General features: G+C 75.9%; 15 protein-coding genes. 6 read left to right on the plus strand and 9 right to left on the minus strand.

Annotated elements, in window-relative coordinates; all coding sequences use genetic code 11:
• Positions 1 to 99: 99 nt before the first annotated feature.
• Positions 100 to 288 (plus strand): hypothetical protein, encoded by a 189-nt coding sequence (locus J5Y05_RS03195; RefSeq protein WP_247614011.1) that lies wholly within the window; start codon positions 100 to 102, stop codon positions 286 to 288.
• Between the two features lie 19 nt (positions 289 to 307).
• Here the strand turns inward: J5Y05_RS03195 and J5Y05_RS03200 are convergent, their stop codons facing one another.
• The 6 genes from J5Y05_RS03200 to J5Y05_RS03225 all read right to left on the minus strand — a co-directional run bounded on the left by J5Y05_RS03200 (position 308) and on the right by J5Y05_RS03225 (position 7,654).
• Complete coding sequence (locus J5Y05_RS03200; protein WP_210868188.1) at positions 308 to 1,297, minus strand: UbiA family prenyltransferase; 990 nt, start codon at positions 1,295 to 1,297, stop codon at positions 308 to 310.
• A 5-nt stretch (positions 1,298 to 1,302) separates the two neighbouring features.
• Complete coding sequence (locus tag J5Y05_RS03205) at positions 1,303 to 2,202, minus strand: class I SAM-dependent methyltransferase (RefSeq protein WP_210868189.1); 900 nt, start codon at positions 2,200 to 2,202, stop codon at positions 1,303 to 1,305.
• A gap of 50 nt (positions 2,203 to 2,252) precedes the next feature.
• Positions 2,253 to 3,863, minus strand: coding sequence for a class I adenylate-forming enzyme family protein (locus J5Y05_RS03210; protein WP_210868190.1), 1,611 nt, complete (start codon positions 3,861 to 3,863; stop codon positions 2,253 to 2,255).
• Positions 3,860 to 5,212 (minus strand): protoporphyrinogen/coproporphyrinogen oxidase, encoded by a 1,353-nt coding sequence (locus J5Y05_RS03215; protein WP_210868191.1) that lies wholly within the window; start codon positions 5,210 to 5,212, stop codon positions 3,860 to 3,862. Before J5Y05_RS03215 ends, J5Y05_RS03210 begins: the two co-directional genes overlap by 4 nt.
• Positions 5,213 to 5,288: 76 nt before the next feature.
• Entirely contained in the window at positions 5,289 to 6,500 is a 1,212-nt protein-coding gene (locus tag J5Y05_RS03220) for a DegT/DnrJ/EryC1/StrS family aminotransferase (RefSeq protein ID WP_210868192.1), read from the minus strand.
• On the minus strand, positions 6,497 to 7,654 hold the full coding sequence (locus tag J5Y05_RS03225; protein WP_307853682.1) for a DegT/DnrJ/EryC1/StrS family aminotransferase: 1,158 nt from the start codon (positions 7,652 to 7,654) through the stop codon (positions 6,497 to 6,499). Before J5Y05_RS03225 ends, J5Y05_RS03220 begins: the two co-directional genes overlap by 4 nt.
• A gap of 287 nt (positions 7,655 to 7,941) precedes the next feature.
• Here J5Y05_RS03225 and J5Y05_RS03230 point away from each other — a divergent pair, with 287 nt between their 5' ends.
• Genes J5Y05_RS03230 through J5Y05_RS03255 form a run of 5 tightly spaced genes read left to right on the plus strand, consistent with a single transcriptional unit; the run spans position 7,942 to position 14,482 of the window.
• On the plus strand, positions 7,942 to 8,955 hold the full coding sequence (locus J5Y05_RS03230; protein WP_210868193.1) for a Gfo/Idh/MocA family oxidoreductase: 1,014 nt from the start codon (positions 7,942 to 7,944) through the stop codon (positions 8,953 to 8,955).
• On the plus strand, positions 8,942 to 11,833 hold the full coding sequence (locus tag J5Y05_RS32425) for a M20/M25/M40 family metallo-hydrolase (protein WP_307853683.1): 2,892 nt from the start codon (positions 8,942 to 8,944) through the stop codon (positions 11,831 to 11,833). The genes J5Y05_RS03230 and J5Y05_RS32425 overlap by 14 nt, the downstream gene beginning before the upstream one ends.
• A 35-nt stretch (positions 11,834 to 11,868) precedes the next feature.
• Positions 11,869 to 12,948: an Ldh family oxidoreductase gene (locus J5Y05_RS03245; protein ID WP_307853684.1), complete on the plus strand. Its 1,080-nt coding sequence runs from the start codon at positions 11,869 to 11,871 to the stop codon at positions 12,946 to 12,948.
• A complete protein-coding gene (locus tag J5Y05_RS03250; protein WP_210868195.1) occupies positions 12,945 to 13,937 on the plus strand; it encodes a Gfo/Idh/MocA family protein in 993 nt (330 codons plus the stop codon). The genes J5Y05_RS03245 and J5Y05_RS03250 overlap by 4 nt, the downstream gene beginning before the upstream one ends.
• Entirely contained in the window at positions 13,934 to 14,482 is a 549-nt protein-coding gene (locus tag J5Y05_RS03255; protein WP_247614013.1) for a DUF6917 domain-containing protein, read from the plus strand. The genes J5Y05_RS03250 and J5Y05_RS03255 overlap by 4 nt, the downstream gene beginning before the upstream one ends.
• A 64-nt stretch (positions 14,483 to 14,546) precedes the next feature.
• Here the strand turns inward: J5Y05_RS03255 and J5Y05_RS03260 are convergent, their stop codons facing one another.
• The 3 genes from J5Y05_RS03260 to J5Y05_RS03270 form a co-directional block, all read right to left on the minus strand.
• On the minus strand, positions 14,547 to 15,089 hold the full coding sequence (locus tag J5Y05_RS03260; protein WP_247614014.1) for an EF-hand domain-containing protein: 543 nt from the start codon (positions 15,087 to 15,089) through the stop codon (positions 14,547 to 14,549).
• Positions 15,090 to 15,204: 115 nt separating this feature from the next.
• The gene (locus J5Y05_RS03265; RefSeq protein WP_210868196.1) at positions 15,205 to 16,461 is read right to left on the minus strand and encodes a nucleotide sugar dehydrogenase; all 1,257 of its coding nucleotides are present in this window, start codon (positions 16,459 to 16,461) and stop codon (positions 15,205 to 15,207) included.
• A 34-nt stretch (positions 16,462 to 16,495) separates the two neighbouring features.
• Positions 16,496 to 16,801 carry a hypothetical protein gene (locus J5Y05_RS03270; protein WP_210868197.1) on the minus strand — a complete coding sequence of 102 codons (306 nt, stop codon included), beginning with the start codon at positions 16,799 to 16,801 and terminating at the stop codon, positions 16,496 to 16,498.
• Between the last annotated feature and the right edge of the window lie 105 nt (positions 16,802 to 16,906).

Consider the following 16,906-nt stretch of genomic DNA (forward strand, 5'->3'; position numbering starts at 1 on the left):
GCGGAGGACCTGGAGGGGGACATCTCCTTCCGGGCCGAGGTCCGCTCCGACCGGCTCCGTTTCGTGGACCGGCCCCGTACCGCGGTCCGCTTTCCCGGCGTGGGGAAGCGGGAGTCCGTCAGCCGCAGCGACCGCACCGGCCTCCCCGAGGAGGTCGTCCCCGGCCGCGACTACCGCGACTCCACCGTCGTCTACCGCCTCGACACCCGCCTCACCGGCGACACGGACGGGGATGACGGGGACGACAGGGACGCCGACGGGGACGCCGACAGGGGCGATGCCGACTGACCCACCGCCCCGGCCCGCCCTACCGCCCCAGCCCCCAGGCGAGGACGTGGGACGCCACCATCAGCGCCACGCCGACGCGGTGGACGGCGAAGCCGACGCGCCGGGCCCGCATGATGTCGCCCTTGCGGAAGCCCAGGAGGTACTGGCGCAGCCGGAGCAGGCTCGCGGGCAGCATCAGCGCCACGAACCACCACGGGGCGACCCCCACCGCACTGGCGACGGCGATGAGGAGGAACTCGGCCAGGGAGAGGCAGGCGATGAAACGGGCGTTGCCGCGCTCGGAGAGCAGCGCGGCCACCGTCGGCCGGCCCACCGAACGGTCGCCGTCGACGTCGTTGGTGTTGGAGTACACCCCGAACATGAGCGGGCCGAAGCCGAAGAGCACCGCCTGCACGAGCAGGAACCCCGGAGCCTCCCCGGTGATCATTCCGTACGGGAGGATGACCAGCGCGAAGCCGAGGGCGACCAGGTAGATCTCCTGGAAACCGTGGTAACTGATCTTGATGCCGTACGAGTACTGCAACGCGCCCGCCCAGAGCACCGCGAGGCCGGCCGCGGTCCACGTCGGCCGGTGCGGCGCGAGCGCGTAGGCCACCGCGAACAGCAGCAGCGCGGCGAGCGCGCAGGACCACGCGAACCGCAGCGCCCGCGGCACGGTCAGCGTGCCGGCGACCAGCGGCTTGCGCTGGACGTTGCGCAGGGGGTGGTCGGGGCCGTAGTTGGTGATGTCGCTGCCGTCGCGGTAGCCGGTGACGTCGTCGAAGGCGACCAGCGCCATCAGCAGGCAGACCTGGGCGACCAGGAAGACGCCGAGCAGGGCGCCGGTGCGCGCGGTGAGGGCGTCGGCGGGCAGCAGCACGGCGGCCAGGACGACGAAGACGCCCAAGTAGTAGTCGTAGACGTCGAGTTTGCCCAGCCGGGCGTAGAGGCGGAGCCTGCCGACGGGACGGGCGGGCGCCGCCGGGGTGGCCTCGGGGGCGGCGGTCCGGGTGAGCGTTTCGTCGGTCATGTGTGTCAGGTGTTCCTTCGGTCGCTGTCGGATGTCTCGCGCGCGGGAGGGCGGCGGGCCTGCACGGAGTACAGGACACCGGTCGCGGCGGCGAACCCCGGGCCGGTCATGAGGCGGCGCAGCCGGGCCAGTTCGGCGGGTGTGAAGCCGTTCTCGGCGAGCCGGGGCGCGAGGTGGGCCAGGTGGTGGAGTTGCAGGCCGAGGGCGGGGGTGCCGGGGGCGCGCAGCAGGACGTGCGGGCGGATGTCGATGCCGGTGAACCCGGCGTCGCGCAGCGCGGCGGGGGCCCGCCGGCCCCAGCTCGGATCGCCGCCCGAGGCGCGCATCAGGGCGGTCTTGGCCGCCGTGAACCGCTCGTACAGGCGGGCGTCGTCCTCCGTGGGCGCGAGCAGGCACGGTTCGTGGCCGGCGTCGAACTCGTCGACCTGGATCAGCCCGCCGGGCCGCAGCGCCCGCGCCAGCCGGCCGAGGACGGCGCGGCGCCGCGGCAGGTGCTGGAGGACCAGCCGGGCCACGATCAGGTCGTAACCGGCGTCGGGCAACGGGTCGTTGACGATGTCGTGGGCGAGGACCGTCAGGCCCGGGGCGGGGGCGATGCGCCCGGGTTTGAGGTCGGTCGCCGTGACGTGCCCGCCGGGGGCGACGATCCCGGCCAGGCGCCGGGCGACGCTGCCGGCCCCCGCGCCGATCTCCAGGCAGCGCATGCCCGGTCCGGCCCCGGCCTCCGTGAGGCGGCCGAGGGTGAGCGGGTCGAGGGCCTCTTCGAGGTACCGGTGGTGGTCGCCGCTGTGCGGGCTGTCGTTGTCGAAGACGTAGCCACGCGCCGGTACGGACCCGGGCGGCGCCCGGTTCTCGTCCACCGCCCCCGCCCGGTCCCCGGCCCCGCCCGCCGCGTCGCCGGACATGCCCCGGGCCCCGCTCGCCTCCGGAGGCCGCGGCACCGGCCGCGCCCCGGTCAGGTCCACCGGCCGGTGCCGCAGGTGGCGGTCGTGCCGGTGAGCCGGTGGAGCAGGGCGGTGCGCATCACCTTGCCGGTGCCGGTGCGCGGGACCCGGTCCCAGGTGAGCACCTCGGGTTCGGCGAGGGGCGGCAGCCCGCGCAGGGCCCGGTCCCAGCGGGCCGGGTCGAGCCGGCCGTCCTCGGTGACGACCACGGGCAGCGGCTTGTCGCCGGGGCGGGCCAGGACCACGCACTCCAGGACCTCGGGGAGCCGTTCCTCCAGTACGTCCTCGGTGTGCAGGCAGCTCATCCGGCCGCCGTGGTCGACCTCGCGGTCCAGGAGGCGGACGCTGCCGTCGCGGCCGACGGTGCCGATGTCGCCGGTGCTCCACCAGGCGCCGTGCCGCTTGGCGGCCCACCGGTCGGACTCGCCCAGGTAGTCGGGGGCCATCGCCTTGGTCCGGCACAGGACCAGGCCCGGCACGCCCGCCGGCACCGCGCGGAAGGTGTCCGGGTCGACGACCTTCAGGCGGGTCTTGAAGGGCACCGGCCGGCCGAGCCCGCGCAGGGTCGTGGTGCCCCCGGCGGTACGGGCGACGGAGCGGCGGGTGTGGAAGGCGAAGGTGAGCGGACCCGTCTCGGTCTGCCCCCAGCCCTGCATCCACAGCGGCCGGCGCCGGGCAGTGGCCCCCAGGTAGGCGCGGACGACCGGCGGGTGCACGGCGTCGTAGGTGCTGATGTAGGTACGGACGTCGCGGAACGGGTTGTCCAGGCGGCGGGTGAGGGGCCGCAGCCGGACGTAACGGGAGGGCAGGGCCTCGACGACGGTGGGCGGGTGGGCGCGCAGCAGCAGGTCGGCCGCCTCGGGCCGGTCCTCGGAGGCGAGCGAGATGTGCCGGGGGGCGAGGACCGGGGCGACGTTGGTCCAGCAGAAGGTGCGGCCGTGCGCGTAGGAGCTGGAGTTGAAGAGGCTGTCGTCGCGGCGGACGCCGAGCCGGGGGAGGGGCAGCGTCTCGAAGCGGGCGAGGTTGTGGATGAGGGTGCGGGTGGTGTGACAGACCAGCTTCGGCGTGCCGGTGGTGCCGCTGGTGTGGATGATCACGAGGGGGTCGTCGTCGTGGCGGCGGCGCGGGCCCGGGTCCGGGTGTCCACGCAGATCGTCCCACCGCAGCGCCCCGGACGGCAGGTCGCCGTCCGCGTCGAGGAGGACGGTCGTCCCTGCCGCGCCGGTGAGGACGCCCGCGCCGACCCGTTCGACGAGGGAGCGGTCGGTGACGAGGACGCGGGGCGCGGCGCGTCGCAGCAGGACCCCCAGCGCCTCGCCCGGCAGGTGGCCGGAGAGCTTGACCGGTACGGCCCCGGTGCGGATGGCGGCGCAGGCGAGGAGGTCGTAGTCCCAGTGGTTGGCCTTGGCGATGGCGACCCGCTCGCCCCGCCGGGCCCCGGCGGCGGCCAGGGCGCCGGCCATCTCGCGTACCAGTACGGCGAGTTCGGGCACCGTCCAGCGGGTGGTCGGTGCCCCGGGGCCGCCCGGGGCCGCGTCGAAGGGCCGGTCGAGGTGGAAGCGGGTGGCGGTGCCCCGGTCGGTGAGGTCGTCGAAGAGGACCCCCGGGTCGGACGGCGTCATGCGGCGGTCTCCTGGAGGGGTGCGTGCGCGGTGTGCGGGGCGAGGCGGGCCAGGACGCGGGAGGCGGCGAGCGCCCCGGAACGGGCGGCGCCCTCGCTGGAGGGGCGGGCGGCGACCCAGTCGCCGGCGTACTCGACGCACCGCGCGGGCCGGCGCAGGAACCCGCCGCGCAGGGTGAGGGCGTGCGGCGTCAGCTCGGGCATCGCCTCGGGCCAGTCGTGGACGTGGGCGGCGACGAGGGCGTGGCGCAGCCCCGGTACGTACCGTTCGGCGGCCTCGGTCATCAGGCGTACGGCGTCCGGCTCGGTGGCGGCGGCGAGTTCGGGGATACGGCGGGGCGAGGCGAGCAGGCTGATCAGTCCGCGTCCGGCGGGTGCCCGGTCGGGGCACTTCAGGTGGTCGGAGATGACGCAGGACAGGACCGGTTCCTCGCACTCGGGGGTGAGCAGCACGTAGTTGCCGCCGCGCGGGGCGAGCGGCCGGTCCAGCGCGCAACTGACCTTGTACATGGGCCGGTAGCCGGAGGCGGCCAGGTACCCGGCGGCCTCCGGCGCGGGATCGTCCTGGAGTCGCAGCGCGGCCGGGGCGGGCAGGGCGAGGACGACCGCGCGGGCGGTCAGGGCGGCGCCGTCGACGGTGAGCCGGGCGTGGGTGCCGTGGTCGGTGACGGTCTCGACCGCCCTGCCGTACCGCACGTCCAGCGGGTCGGCGAGGCGGCGGGCGAGCAGGTCCATGCCGCCGCGGTACACGCGCCAGCAGGAGACCGGTCCGACGGCGAGGAGGAGGCCGACCAGGGGCGCGGCGGCGCTGCGTTCGGCGTCCCAGCCGAAGAACGCGGAGGACAGGGGCTGGAGCAGGCGCTCGTACAGGCCGGGGTGGTAGCGGCGGGCCAGCTCCGCGACGGTGGCGGTGCCGAGGGGGGTGTCCTCGGCGTGGTCGTGGTCGAGGGCGGCGCGGTGACGGCCGCTCCAGTCGAGGAAGCGGGCGAGGGAGAGCCGGGCGGCGGGCGGGAGTCCGGCGCCGGTGAGGACCGCGCGGGGGTCGCCGGCGCCGTTGTGGGGCCGGCCGTCGCGCCAGACGGCCAGGGGGCGGCCGATGCGGGGCACGTCGTCGGGGCCGAGGGCGGCGCGGCGCAGCAGTTGCCAGGTGGCGCGGTAGCCGCGGGCGGAGATCTGCTCGGCGCCGGTGTCCATCAGGTAGCCGTCGCGGCGGAGGCTGCGCATGCGTCCGCCGGGGGCGTCGGCGGCCTCGAAGACGTGCACCTCGTGCCCGGCGCGGCGCAGCTCGTGGGCTGCCGCGAGGCCCGCCAGTCCGGCGCCGACGACGGCGATGTCGAGATCAGGGGACATGGTGCGGCTCCGGGTGGTGCGGGCGGTACGGGGATACGGATGAGGGGGCGGGGCGTGACCGGCGGGGGCCCTGGGGTCAGCGGATGCCGAGGGCATGGGCGCGGACGGTGTCGGCGATGTGCTCGGCCTGGGCGTCGGTGAGCCGGTGGTGGACCGGCAGCGACAGGTGCCGGGCGGCGGCGTGCCGGGCGTGCGGCCAGCCGTCGCCGCCCTGCTCGCCGGGCGGCTGCCGACGGGCGGCGACGGGCGCGAAGCCCGCCTGGTCGGGCAGGACGCGCGGGTAGTAGACGTGGGTGGCGACGCCGTGGGCGGCGAGGTGGTCGCGCAGGGCGTCCCGGTCGTCGGCGAGCAGCGTGTACACGTAGTAGCAGCGGCCGTCGGTGCCGGGCGGGGGCGTGGTGATGCCGGGCAGTCCGGACAGACGCTCGGTGTAGTGGGCGGCGATGCGGGCGCGGCGTGCGAGCCGGGCGGTGAGTCCGGGCAGCCGGTGGAGCTGGAAGGCGGCCTGGATCTCGTCGAAGCGGCTGTTGAGGCCGATGGTGTGGTGCAGGAAGCGCTCCCGGCCGTCCTGCCCGTGGTTGCGCAGCATGCGGACCCGGCGGGCGGTCTCCGCGTCGTCGGTGACGACCGCCCCGCCCTCACCCGGCATGCCGAACGACTTGACCTGGACGAACGAGTAGACGCCCGCGTCGCCCCAGGTGCCGGCGGGCCGGCCGCCGAGGCTCGCGCCCTGCGCCACCGCCGAGTCCTCCACCAGCCGCAGCCCGCGCGCGGCGGCCAGGGCGGTGAAGGCGGGCATGTCCGCCATGACGGAGAACATGTGGGCCGGCATCAGCGCGCGGGTGCGCGGCCCGATGCGGCGCTCGGCGTCGGCCGGGTCCAGGGTGAGGGTGACCGGGTCGATGTCGGCGAAGACGGGGACGGCGCCCGTGTGCAGGACGGAGGCGGCGAGCGGCGCGCAGCCGAAGGCGGGGACCACGACCTCGTCGCCGGGGCCGATGCCGAGGGCGGTGAGGACGAGTTGGAGGGCGCCGGTGCCGCTGGCGCAGGCCACCACGTCGGCGGTGCCGAGCCGGCCGGCGAGCGCGGCCTCGAAGCGGCGGGTGTGCTCGCCCAGGATGAACTTCTGCTCCCGGCCGGTGCCGATCTCGTACAGGAGGCGGAGCAGGGTGTCGCGGTCCTCGTGGAAGAGGTCCGGCGGGAAGAAGGGGATCGTGCCGGTGGTGCCGGTGGTGCCGGTGGTGCCGGTGGTGCCGGTGGTGCCGGTGGTGCGGGTGGTGCGGGTCATGCGGGGACCTTCCGCGTGAGGAACGCCGCCACGGCGTCGCAGACGCGGTCGACCTGGCTCTCGGTCAGGTCCGCGTGGAGGGGCAGGGCGAGGGCGCGGCCGGCCGCCGCCTCGGCCACCGGGAAGTCGCCGGGGCGGTGCCCGAGGGAGGCGAAGCAGGGCTGGAACGGCAGCGGGCGCGGGTAGTAGACCTCGGTCTCGATGCCCTGGCCGAGCAGGTGGGCGGCGAGCGCGTCCCGGTGGTCGGTCTCGACGAGGTACACGTAGAAGACCTCGTCGGGGGCGCCGCTCGGGCGGGGGAGCCGGGTGACGCCCGGCACCTCGGCGAGCCGCCGGGCGTAGCGCGCCGCCAGCTCGGCCCGGCGCCGGATGTCCTCGTCGAGGACGGTCAGCTTGGCGAGCAGGACGGCGGCTTGCAGGTCGTCCATCTTGCTGTTGTGCCCGGCGTGGACGCTCTCGTTGGCGATGCCGGGGAAGTGGCCGAGGGTGCGGCCGGTCCGGCCGTGGTGGCGCAGCGCGGCGACGCGTCCGGCGAGGTCAGGGTCGTCGGTGAGGACGGCCCCCGCGTCACCGAGGGCGCCCAGCGTCTTGCTCGGGAAGAAGGACAACACCCCGCCCCGGCCGTGGAGTCCGGCGTGCACGCCGTCCTGCCGCATCCCGATCCCCTCGGCGCTGTCCTCCACCACCTGGAGCCCGTGGGCGGCGGCGAAGGCGGTGAGCGCCGCCATGTCCGCCATCCGCGAGAAGAGGTGCACCGGCATCACGAACCGCGTGCCCTCCAGCGCCCCGGCCGGCACCCGGGCCGGGTCCAGGGCGTACGTCTCCGGGTCGATGTCGGCGAAGACCGGTTCGCCGCCGGCGAGGACGACCGAGGAGGCGGTGGCGACGAAGGAGTAGGCCGGTACGAGGACCCGGTCGCCGGGCCGCAGCCCGCAGGCTCGCAGCAGCAGGACGAGGGCGTCGGTCCCGCTGTTGACGCCGATGACGTGCCGGGCGCCGGTGTACGCGGCGAGGGCGTTCTCCAGGGATTCCACGCGGGCGGAATGGGAGAACTTCCCATTGTCGAAAATCTTGTCCACTTCCGACCGGATGACCGGCCAGAGTTTTTCGAACGTCGTGGCCTGGGAGAAGAAGGGAACGGTTGGTCGCGTCACGCGGGAAACAATTCGTCTCGGCCGCCAGGCAGCCGGGGGCCACCTGCGGAAACGATGGAAAGCGAGGGAAGGCGAGGGAAGGCGAGGGAAAGCGAGGGGAGTTCTGACCGGATGGCCGAGGACTCCACGGCCCGCTTCTCCGAGAACGTAACAGCCGCGCGAGTCAAGTCTCAAATGACTGGCGGAACTTCATACCTTCCGGTGACTACCCGGCGGACTTTCTTGACCGGTGCCGCGACAGCGGAGAGATTCGCACCTGCCCCGCCAGATTCACCGGAGGGAATGCCATGAGACAGCCCCTGATCATCGGACTGGGACGCTCCGGAGCCGGACTGCACACACGGGCGCTGCACACCGCCCGTGCCGCCGCGCCCAAGCTGTGGAAGGGGCCGGTCGTCGCCGTCGACCCCCGGCCCGCCGCCGGGGGACCCGCCCCCGACGGCGTCGTCCTGACCCGCTCCCTGACCGAGGCGGCGGCCCTGCTGACCCCCGCCTCCACCGTCGTCCACGTGTGCACGCCGCCGGACACCCGTCCGGCCGTCCTCGCCGACCTCGCGGCGGCCGGATTCCGCGACCTGATCGTGGAGAAGCCCCTCGCCGCCGGCGTGGACGACCTCGCCGCGGTCGAACGGCTGCGGGACACCCACGGCCTGCGCGTCACGGTCGTCGCCCACTGGACCGCCGGCGAACTGGCCCGGCGGCTGCGCGAGACGCTCGCCTCGGCGGAGCACGGCCCGCTGCTGCGCGTCGAGGTGGTCCAGCACAAGCCCCGCTTCCTGCGCTCCCTGCGCCCCCGGGACGGCCACCCCACCGCGTTCGACGTGGAGATGCCCCACGCGCTCGGGCTCGTCCTCGACCTCGCCGGACCCGCCGAGGTGACCGGCGCCCACCTCACCGACCTGCGGATCGGCGCGGTGGTACGGCCCGGGATGGGCTCCGCCCGGCTCGACCTGCGCCACCCCGGCGGCGTCCGCACCCGCATCGTCTCCGACCTCGCCGCGCCCGTCCGCGAACGCAGCGTCACGCTCACCTTCGCCCGCACCGCCGTCACCGCCCACTTCCCGCTCTCCGCCGACGACGACCACGCCCAACTCGTCACCGGAGCACGGCGGGAGGTCTTCCGCGACGACGCGCTCGCCGCCTTCATGACCCAGACCTACGACCGCCACGCGACCCTCGGCGCCGACCACCCCTCCTGGCGGACCGCCTTCGACGTCCACGCCGACGTCGTCCGCCTCCTCGACACCGCCAAGGCGCGCTGCGGCCACGGCACGGGGGAGGCCGCCCGTGCGGCCGGGTGACGGCATCGCCGGCCGGATCACCGGCATCGGCGACGAAGCCGCCCCCGACCTGACCGGCCAGATCGACGTCGCCCGGCGACTGGGCTGGTCCGCGCTGGAGTTGCGCACCGTCGACGGGACGGCCCTGGCCGACCTGGACACCGCGTCCGTCCACGCCCTCGCCGACCGGCTGCACACGGCGGGCCTCGGCGTCGTCTGCCTCGACTCGCGGATCGGCAACTGGGCCCGGCCCGTGACCGCCGACTTCGCCGCCGACCTCGACGAGCTGGACCGGCTCGCCGTCCACGGGCGGGTGCTCGGCTGCCGCAGCGTCCGCATCATGTCCTGGCCCAACGACGGCCTGCCCGAGGACGCCTGGGCCTCCCGGGCGATCTCACGCGTGCGGCGCCTCGCCCGCCGCGCCGAGGAACTCGGCCTCGAACTGCTCCACGAGAACTGCTCCGGCTGGGCCGGCGCCGGCGCCTCCCGGACCCTGCGCCTGCTGCACGAGGTCGACAGCCCGGTCCTGCGGGTCCTCTTCGACACCGGCAACGGCGTGGCCCACGGCTACGACTCCGTCTCCCTGCTCGAACCGCTGCTGCCCTACGTCGCCCACGTCCACGTCAAGGACGGCCTGCCCGGCGAGCGGCCCGGCGAGGCCGTCTACACCCTCCCCGGGGACGGGGCGGCCCGGGTCGCCGACTGCCTGCGGCTGCTGGAGACCCACGGCTACCGGGGCGCGTACTCGCTCGAACCCCATCTGGCGCTCCTGCCCCACGAGGGGCTGCGCCGCGAAGGCGCCGACGCCAAGGGCCTGTTCGTCCGCGCCGCCCAGCGCCTCGCCACGCTTCCGCTCGACGTGCCCCCCGCTCCCGGACCCGGCTCCGTGCCCCGCTTCCGCCCGCCCGGCGTCGACGGCGGACTGCTGCTGCACCTGCTGCACACCCCCACCGCCGGCCCCCTGGAGACCGGCCCCGGCGCCCCGCACGCGATGCGCGCCGCCCTGCACGCCTACGCGAGTGCCGCCGCCCGGTGCGGACTCGACACCCTCTCCCTCGCCCCCGCGCGCGCCGCCGACGTCCTGCGGGAGGACACCCCGGCCCGGGTGCGGGCCGCCGTCGCCGCCGACCCGGCGTTCCTGGCCGGCCAGCCCAGCCTGGTGCTGCGGCTCGGGCCCGAACTGCCCCGCGAGCGCACGGTGATGTTCAACGTCCACCTCGACACCGTCGCCGGCGGGCCGCCTCCCGCGTTCGACGGCACCCGCTTCACCGGCCGCGGAGCCGTCGACGCCAAGGGGCCCGCCGTCGCCCTCCTCGCCGGGATCGCCGCGGCGGCCCGCGCCTGCCCCGCCGTCGGCCGCGACGTGTCGGTGCTGGTGCAGGCCGTCGCCGGGGAGGAGGGCGGCGCGCTCGGCACCTTCGGCACCCGGCCGCTGGTCGAGGCCGGGCACGTCGGCCGGGTCAACGTCTTCTGCGAACCGACCGGCCTGCGCCACCTGCCGCGCGCCACCGCCGCCTCCACCGCCCGCGTCACCGTCACCGGCGACGACGCCGTCGACGACCGGCCGGACGCCGGACACAACGCCACCCTGCTGCTCGGCTTCCTCGCCCAGCACCTCGCCACTGCGCTCGCCCCGCCGTCCCCCGGCGCCCCGCCGGCCACGGTCTGCCTGGCCGGGCTGCACACCGGCACCCTCCACAACAAGGTCCACGGCACCGGCAGCCTCGCCCTCAACCTCGCCCACACCTGCCCCGAGGACGGCGCCGCCGCCGAGGCCGCCGTCACCCGCGCCCTGGACGAGGGGCTGCGGGAGTTCACCGCCCGCTACCGCACCGTCCCGCTCTTCGCCCGCACGGCCGCCGACGCGGCCCGCATCACCCGCCTGGACTGGGAGAAACGCGGACTGCCCGCGCTCGGCGCCCAACCCGCCTGGGGCGACGCCCTGATGGAACGGGCGGGCATCGACCGCTGGCCCGACGACGCACCGGCGTTCACCTGCGACGCGATCTGGCTGCACGGCGTCCCCGGCACGTACACCACGGTGTTCGGCCCCGGCGGCCTGGACACCCACCACGCCCACGCGGACGGCGAGTTCGTCGACCTGACCGACCTGGACCGGTTCGCGTCCCGCGTCACGGCGCTCCTGATCGCCTTCACCACGGAGGTGACCTCCGGCCTGGGCGGGGGTACGGGTGTGGCCTCGGGCCGGGTCGGGGGTGCGGGCTTGGCCTCCGGCCTGGGCGGGGGTACGGGTGTGGCCTCCGGCCCGGCTTCGGCCGGCGGTGCGGCGCTGGCCTCCGGCTCGGTCGGGGGTGCGGTTGCGGCCTCGGGCCCGGTCGGGGGTGCGGGTGTGGCCTCCGGCCCGGCTTCGGCCGGCGGTGCGGCGCCGGCCTCCGGCCCGGTCGGGGGCGCGGGTGTGGCCTCCGGCCCGGCCGGGGGCGCGGGTGTGGCCTCCGGCCCGGCTTCGGCCGGGAGCGAGGTTCCGGCCTCGGGCCCGGCTCTGGCCGAGGGTGCCGCGGCGGCCTGCGGCCCGGGTCCGGTGCCGGGCACCGACGCGTCCCCGGCCGAGGGTGCGGACTTGGACCCCGGCTCGGGCCGGGCCGAGGGGGCCGCCCCGCCGGCCGCAGACCCCGCCCCGTCTGCCGATCCGGCCTCCGCTGCCGTCCCCGCCGCGGGCCCCGCCTCGTCCGCGAGTGCGGCTCCGGCCGCCGGCTCCGTCCCGGCCGACGCCCTACCCGCCGGCGCTCTCCGGGCGACCGCCCCCGCGACGCCCCCGGACACCGACCCGGCCCCCGTCCGCGACGCCGCCCCCGACACCGCCACGGCCGCCGTTTCCGGCGCCGTCCCCGGCATGACCCCCGCCACCCCCATACGTACCGAGAAAGCAGGAACCGTATGACTGTCGCACCGCCCGTTGTCGGACGTCGCGAGGAGGTGAGGGTTCCGTACACCGCGCTGCTCGGCGAGACGGCCGCCTGTCTCACCCGGCTCGGGGTGCCTCGGGCCCGGTCCCGGCTCGCCGCCGAGGCGCTGTGCCACGGCGACCTGACCGGCATGGACTCGCACGGCGTGTTCAACCTGGCCCGCCTCTACGTCCCGCTGCTGGAGTCCGGCCGCGCCGACCCGGCGGCGGAGCCCACGACCCTGCGCGACCTCGGTGCCTGCGTCCTCCTCGACCACCGGCGGGCGCTCGGCCTGTGGGCCGCCTCGGAGGGCATGGACCTCGCCGTGCGGCGGGCCGCCGACCACGGCATCGGCCTGGTCTCCGTGCGCGGGGCCACCCACTTCGGCTGCGCGGGCGTCCACGCCCTGCGGGCCGCCGCCCGGGGCATGATCGGCGTGGTGGCCGCCAACTGCGGGGGCCAGCGCATCGCCCGGCCGCCGCTCGGCGCCGCCGCGCTGCTCGGCACCAACCCGCTGAGCGTGGCGGCGCCCGCCGTCGAGGGCCGGCCCTTCGTGCTCGACATGAGCACCACCGTCGTGCCCACCGGCCGGGTCCGTACCGCCGCCCGGGACGGCCGGCCCGCGCCCGAGGGATGGCTGACCGACGACGCCGGCCGGCCCGTGACCGACGCCGGGGCCTACGACCGGGGCGAGGCGTGGCTCGGCTGGCTCGGGGGCCGGCCCGAGACCGGCGCGTACAAGGGCTTCGGGCTCGGGCTCACCGTGGAGCTGCTGGCGGGGCTGGTCTCCGGCGCCGCGACCGGCCCGTCCCGCGCGGCGCTCGACGGGGACGGCCGTCCCGGCGGCAGCGACGACGACATCGGCTTCCTGCTGCTGGCCATCGCGCCCGGCATGCTGCGCGACGGCTTCCCCGAGGACGCGCGGGACGTGTTCGCCACCGTGCTGGACTGCCCGCCCCTCGCCGGCCACGACCCGGTCCGCTACCCCGGGCACCAGGAGGCCGAACTCGCGGCCCGCCGCCGCGCCTCCGGCGTACCCCTGCCCGCCTCCCTGCACGCGGAGCTGACCGGCCTGGGGCTGGACCTGCCCGTGCTGACGGAGGCCCGGTGACGCCCCCCGGCCGCCCGCCCCGCGGCCCCGGCCCCGGTGCCCGAGCACCCCGCCGTCTCGGGCTCGTCGGCCTCGGCGTGATCTCCCGCTACTACCTGGCCGCCGCCGAACGACTGCCCGAATGGACCCTGGCCGCCGTCTGCGACCTGCGCGAGGACGCGCTCGCCCCGCACCGCGGCCGGGTCGCCTGCCACACCGACCACCGGTCGATGCTGGCCTCGGCCGACCTGGACGCGCTGGTCGTCGCCGTGCCCAACCACGCCCACGCCCGGGTGTGCGCCGACGCGCTCCGGGCCGGCGTACCGGTCTGTGTGGAGAAGCCGCTCGTCCTGGACCCGGTGGACGGCGGGGCGCTGGCCGCGCTCTCCCGGGAGCGGGGCGTCCCGCTCCTCACCGCCTTCCACCGGCGCCACAACGACCGCGTCCTCGACCTGGCCCGCAGACTGCCGCCGCCCGACGCGCCGGACGCGGTGGAGTCGGTACGGGTCCGGTACCTGGAGCGGATCGAGGAGCACATCGGCGCCGACACCTGGTACCTCGACCCGGCCCGCTGCGGCGGCGGCTGCGTCGCCGACAACGGCCCCAACGCCTTCGACCTGGTCCGGCTGTTGCTGGGTGAGCTGCCGCTGACGGTCGCCTCCGCCGAGGTCGCCTGGGAGGCCGGCATCGACCGGCAGGCGCTGATCCGCCTGGAGGCCCCGTCCGGGGCCCGCGGCACCGTCGAACTCGACTGGTCCTACCCGGGGGAGACCAAGGACGTCGTGGTGCGGCTCGCCGACGGGAGCGAGCTGCGCGCGGACATGCTGGACGGCCGCCCCGGTTTCAAGGAATCGCTCTGGCACGAGTACGAGGGCATCCTCCGCGACTTCGCCCGCGTCTGCGCCGATCCGCCCCCCGACGGTGCCGCCGCCGGCGGGCTGGCCGCCCTGGACCTCGTCGCCGCCGCCTACGCCCGTGTCCGCCCGCCCGTACCGGAGGCCGTGCGATGACCACCCGACCGTCCCCCGACCCCGCGCCGCCCGCCACCCTCACGCAGTCCCCCGCCCCCACGCCGTCCCCCGCCCCGTCCCCCGGGCCCGCGCGCCCGTCGCTCGACGCGGGGCTGCACGAGAACGGCGCCAAACGGCCCGTGCGCGGCGCCGTGGTGAAGGTGCTCCGGCACACGCGCACCGACCGGGGCATGACCCTGGAGCCGTTCGCGAGCCGCTGCGTGCGCCGCGGCGAGGTGCACGAACTGGTCACCACCGACCGGTGGAGCGACCAGCCGGGCGCCCGGGTGGACCGGGTCGGTTTCCTCGGCTTCGCCGAACTGGTCCGCGGGGGAGTCGTCGACCGCGGCGACACGCTGCTGATCGGCGGTGAACCGGTCGGCACGGTCCTCGGGTTCGACGGCTGCCATCTGCCGAACCACTACAACATCCTCATCCACACGCCCCGGCTGCTGACCGGCCCGTGCCTCTCCCTCGCCCCGGAGACCGACGTGGTGTTCGCCCCCGCCGGGTGGCGGAGTCCGGGCGGCGGCCCCACCGGGTGAACGCACGCCGGCCGGCGCCCCCTCACGGGAGGGGACGCCGGCCGGGTCCGTCTACGAGCGCCGCTCAGCCGAGCAGTTCGACCTCAAGCTGTCCGAAGTGGAAGTCACGGATGGCCGCGAGCAGCTCCTCCTCACTCAGCGCGCCGTCGCCGTCGGTGTCGATCCGGCGGAACGCCTCGGCGGCCGACGCCGAGTCGAGACCGCCGACCGCGCCGAGCCAGGAGGCGAACTCGGCGGCGTCGATGACCCCGTCCGCGTTGCGGTCGCAGAGACCGACGATGCCGCCGGCGACCGGGCCCAGCACCCGGTTGAACGCGGCGTCGCCGCCCTGGAACAGCTCACCGGCGGCGCCGAGGAACTGCTCCTTGGAGAGCGGCCCCTGCGGGGAGACGCCGGCCCGCTCCGCCAGGTTCTGGAACATGGACTGGAAGGCGTCCCGCAGGGCGACCCCCTGCGGGGAGTCCGGGGACTGGCCGAGGGCGGTGGCGATCCGGGCGGCCTCGGCGACGAAGTCCGAGGGCTCCAGGACGCCGTTGCCGTCGCTGTCCCACTTCTCGAAACGCTTCGACAGACGGGCCTGGGCGGTGTTGTCGGCCACCATGGTCATGGATGGATCTCCTTCTTTCCGTTGTGGCGGCCCGGACGGACGTCCGGGCGCCGCTTCCCACGGCGGGCGTGGCCGGGCCACGCCCGCCGGGAGCTTTCGCGCCGGCGGTGGCGGGTCAGAGGTGGGTGACCCGCCGGCCCCGGGCGGTCCCGCGGGTGTCCAGCACCGGGCACCCCACCTCGTCCCACGGGACGGCCCCGTACTCCTCGTGCTCCTGGAGCAGCAGGACGAGATCGCTGCCGGCGCACGCCTCCTCGGGGGTGAGGCGCCTTGGGACCGGTGTCCCGTCGACGGTGAACGAGCCGACCCGCGGGTCGTGGTAGGCGAGCCGGGCCCCCCGGGCGCGCAGGGCGCGGGCCACCGGGAAGGCGGGGGATTCGCGGACGTCGGCGACGCCCGCCTTGTAGGCGACGCCGAGCAGCGTCACCCGGGCCCCGGCCGGGTCGGTGCCGTGCTCGCGCAGCAGCCGGCAGGCGCGGTCGGCCACGTGTCCCGGCATGGCGTCCAGGACCTCGCGGGCGGCGTGCAGGGTGCGGAACGAGAAGCCCTGTTCCTCGGCGCGGGCCATCAGATAGCGGGGGTCGACGGGGACGCAGTGCCCGCCGACGCCGGGGCCGGGCCGGAAGGGGGCGAACCCGAAGGGTTTGGTGCCGGCGCAGCGCAGCACGTCCCAGATGTCGATGCCGGCCTGCCCGCAGTAGAGCGCGGCCTCGTCGGCCAGCGCGATGTTGACGTACCGGTAGGCGTTCTCCAGGAGCTTGGCCATCTCGGCCTCGCGGGTGCCGGCGGCGACGACGACCTCGTCGACGAGCTGTTCGTAGAACGCCTCGGCGTGTTTGGCGCAGAGGGTGGTGCAGCCGCTGACGATCTTCGGTGTGGTGCGGAAGGAGAAGCGGCTGTTGCCCGGGTCGATGCGTTCGGGGGAGTAGGCGAGGTGGAAGTCCTCGCCCACCCGCAGGCCGCTCTCCTCCAGCAACGGCCGGACGATCTCCTGGGTGGTGCCCGGGTGGCTGGTGGACTCGACGGAGACCAGCGTGCCGGGCGCGAGGTGCCGGGCGACGGTGCGGGCCGCCGCCCGTAACGGCTCCAGGTCGGGCGTCCGCTCGGCGGTGAGCCCGGTCGGCACGCAGATCACCACCGTGCGGGCCCGGTCGAGGACCGCCGGGTCGGTACTGGCCCGGAATCCGCGGGCGCGCATCCGCCGCACCTCGGCGTCGCTGACGTCCCCGATGTGGGAGCGCCCCGCGGTGAGGCCCCCGGTCACCGCCGGGCTGATGTCGTGGCCGACGGTGTCGAGTCCCGCCTCACAGGCCCGGCGGGCCAGTGGGAGTCCGACGTAGCCGAGACCGACCACGGCGAGTTCTGCGGGCATGTTCCCCTCGTTTCCCCCGTGTGCGGACGGCCGGTCAGGCGCTGAAGCTGCCGCTGCCGGGCGCCACGTGGGACCCGTACCCCGGCGCGACGGTTACCCAGGGCCCGAGGCAGAAGGGGTCGCCGTAGATCCGCACCGGGCCGTCGGTCGCGTTGTTCAGCACGTGGGCGGCGGCCGGGAGCTTGTGGCAGCCGGCCGGGTCCCGGTAGACGGTCAGCGGCTGGAACTCCGTCTGGAAGACGGTGACCTCCCCCTCGGCGGCGGCCACGGCGGGGCCCGGGGTGAGGCCCACCCAGGCCACGGACGCGAGGAGGGCGCAGGTGATGACCGAGCGACGCATGAGGCTTCCCCGTTCTGGTGTAATGCTCAACTTCCGTCGCGGGGACGGAGGTTGATGTGCCTTTCGGCCTTGTCCCGTTCAGAGTGACAGGTGGGATTCGCCCCC

Source organism: Streptomyces tagetis, assembly GCF_018069565.1.
Taxonomy (GTDB): Bacteria; Actinomycetota; Actinomycetes; order Streptomycetales; family Streptomycetaceae; genus Streptomyces; species Streptomyces tagetis.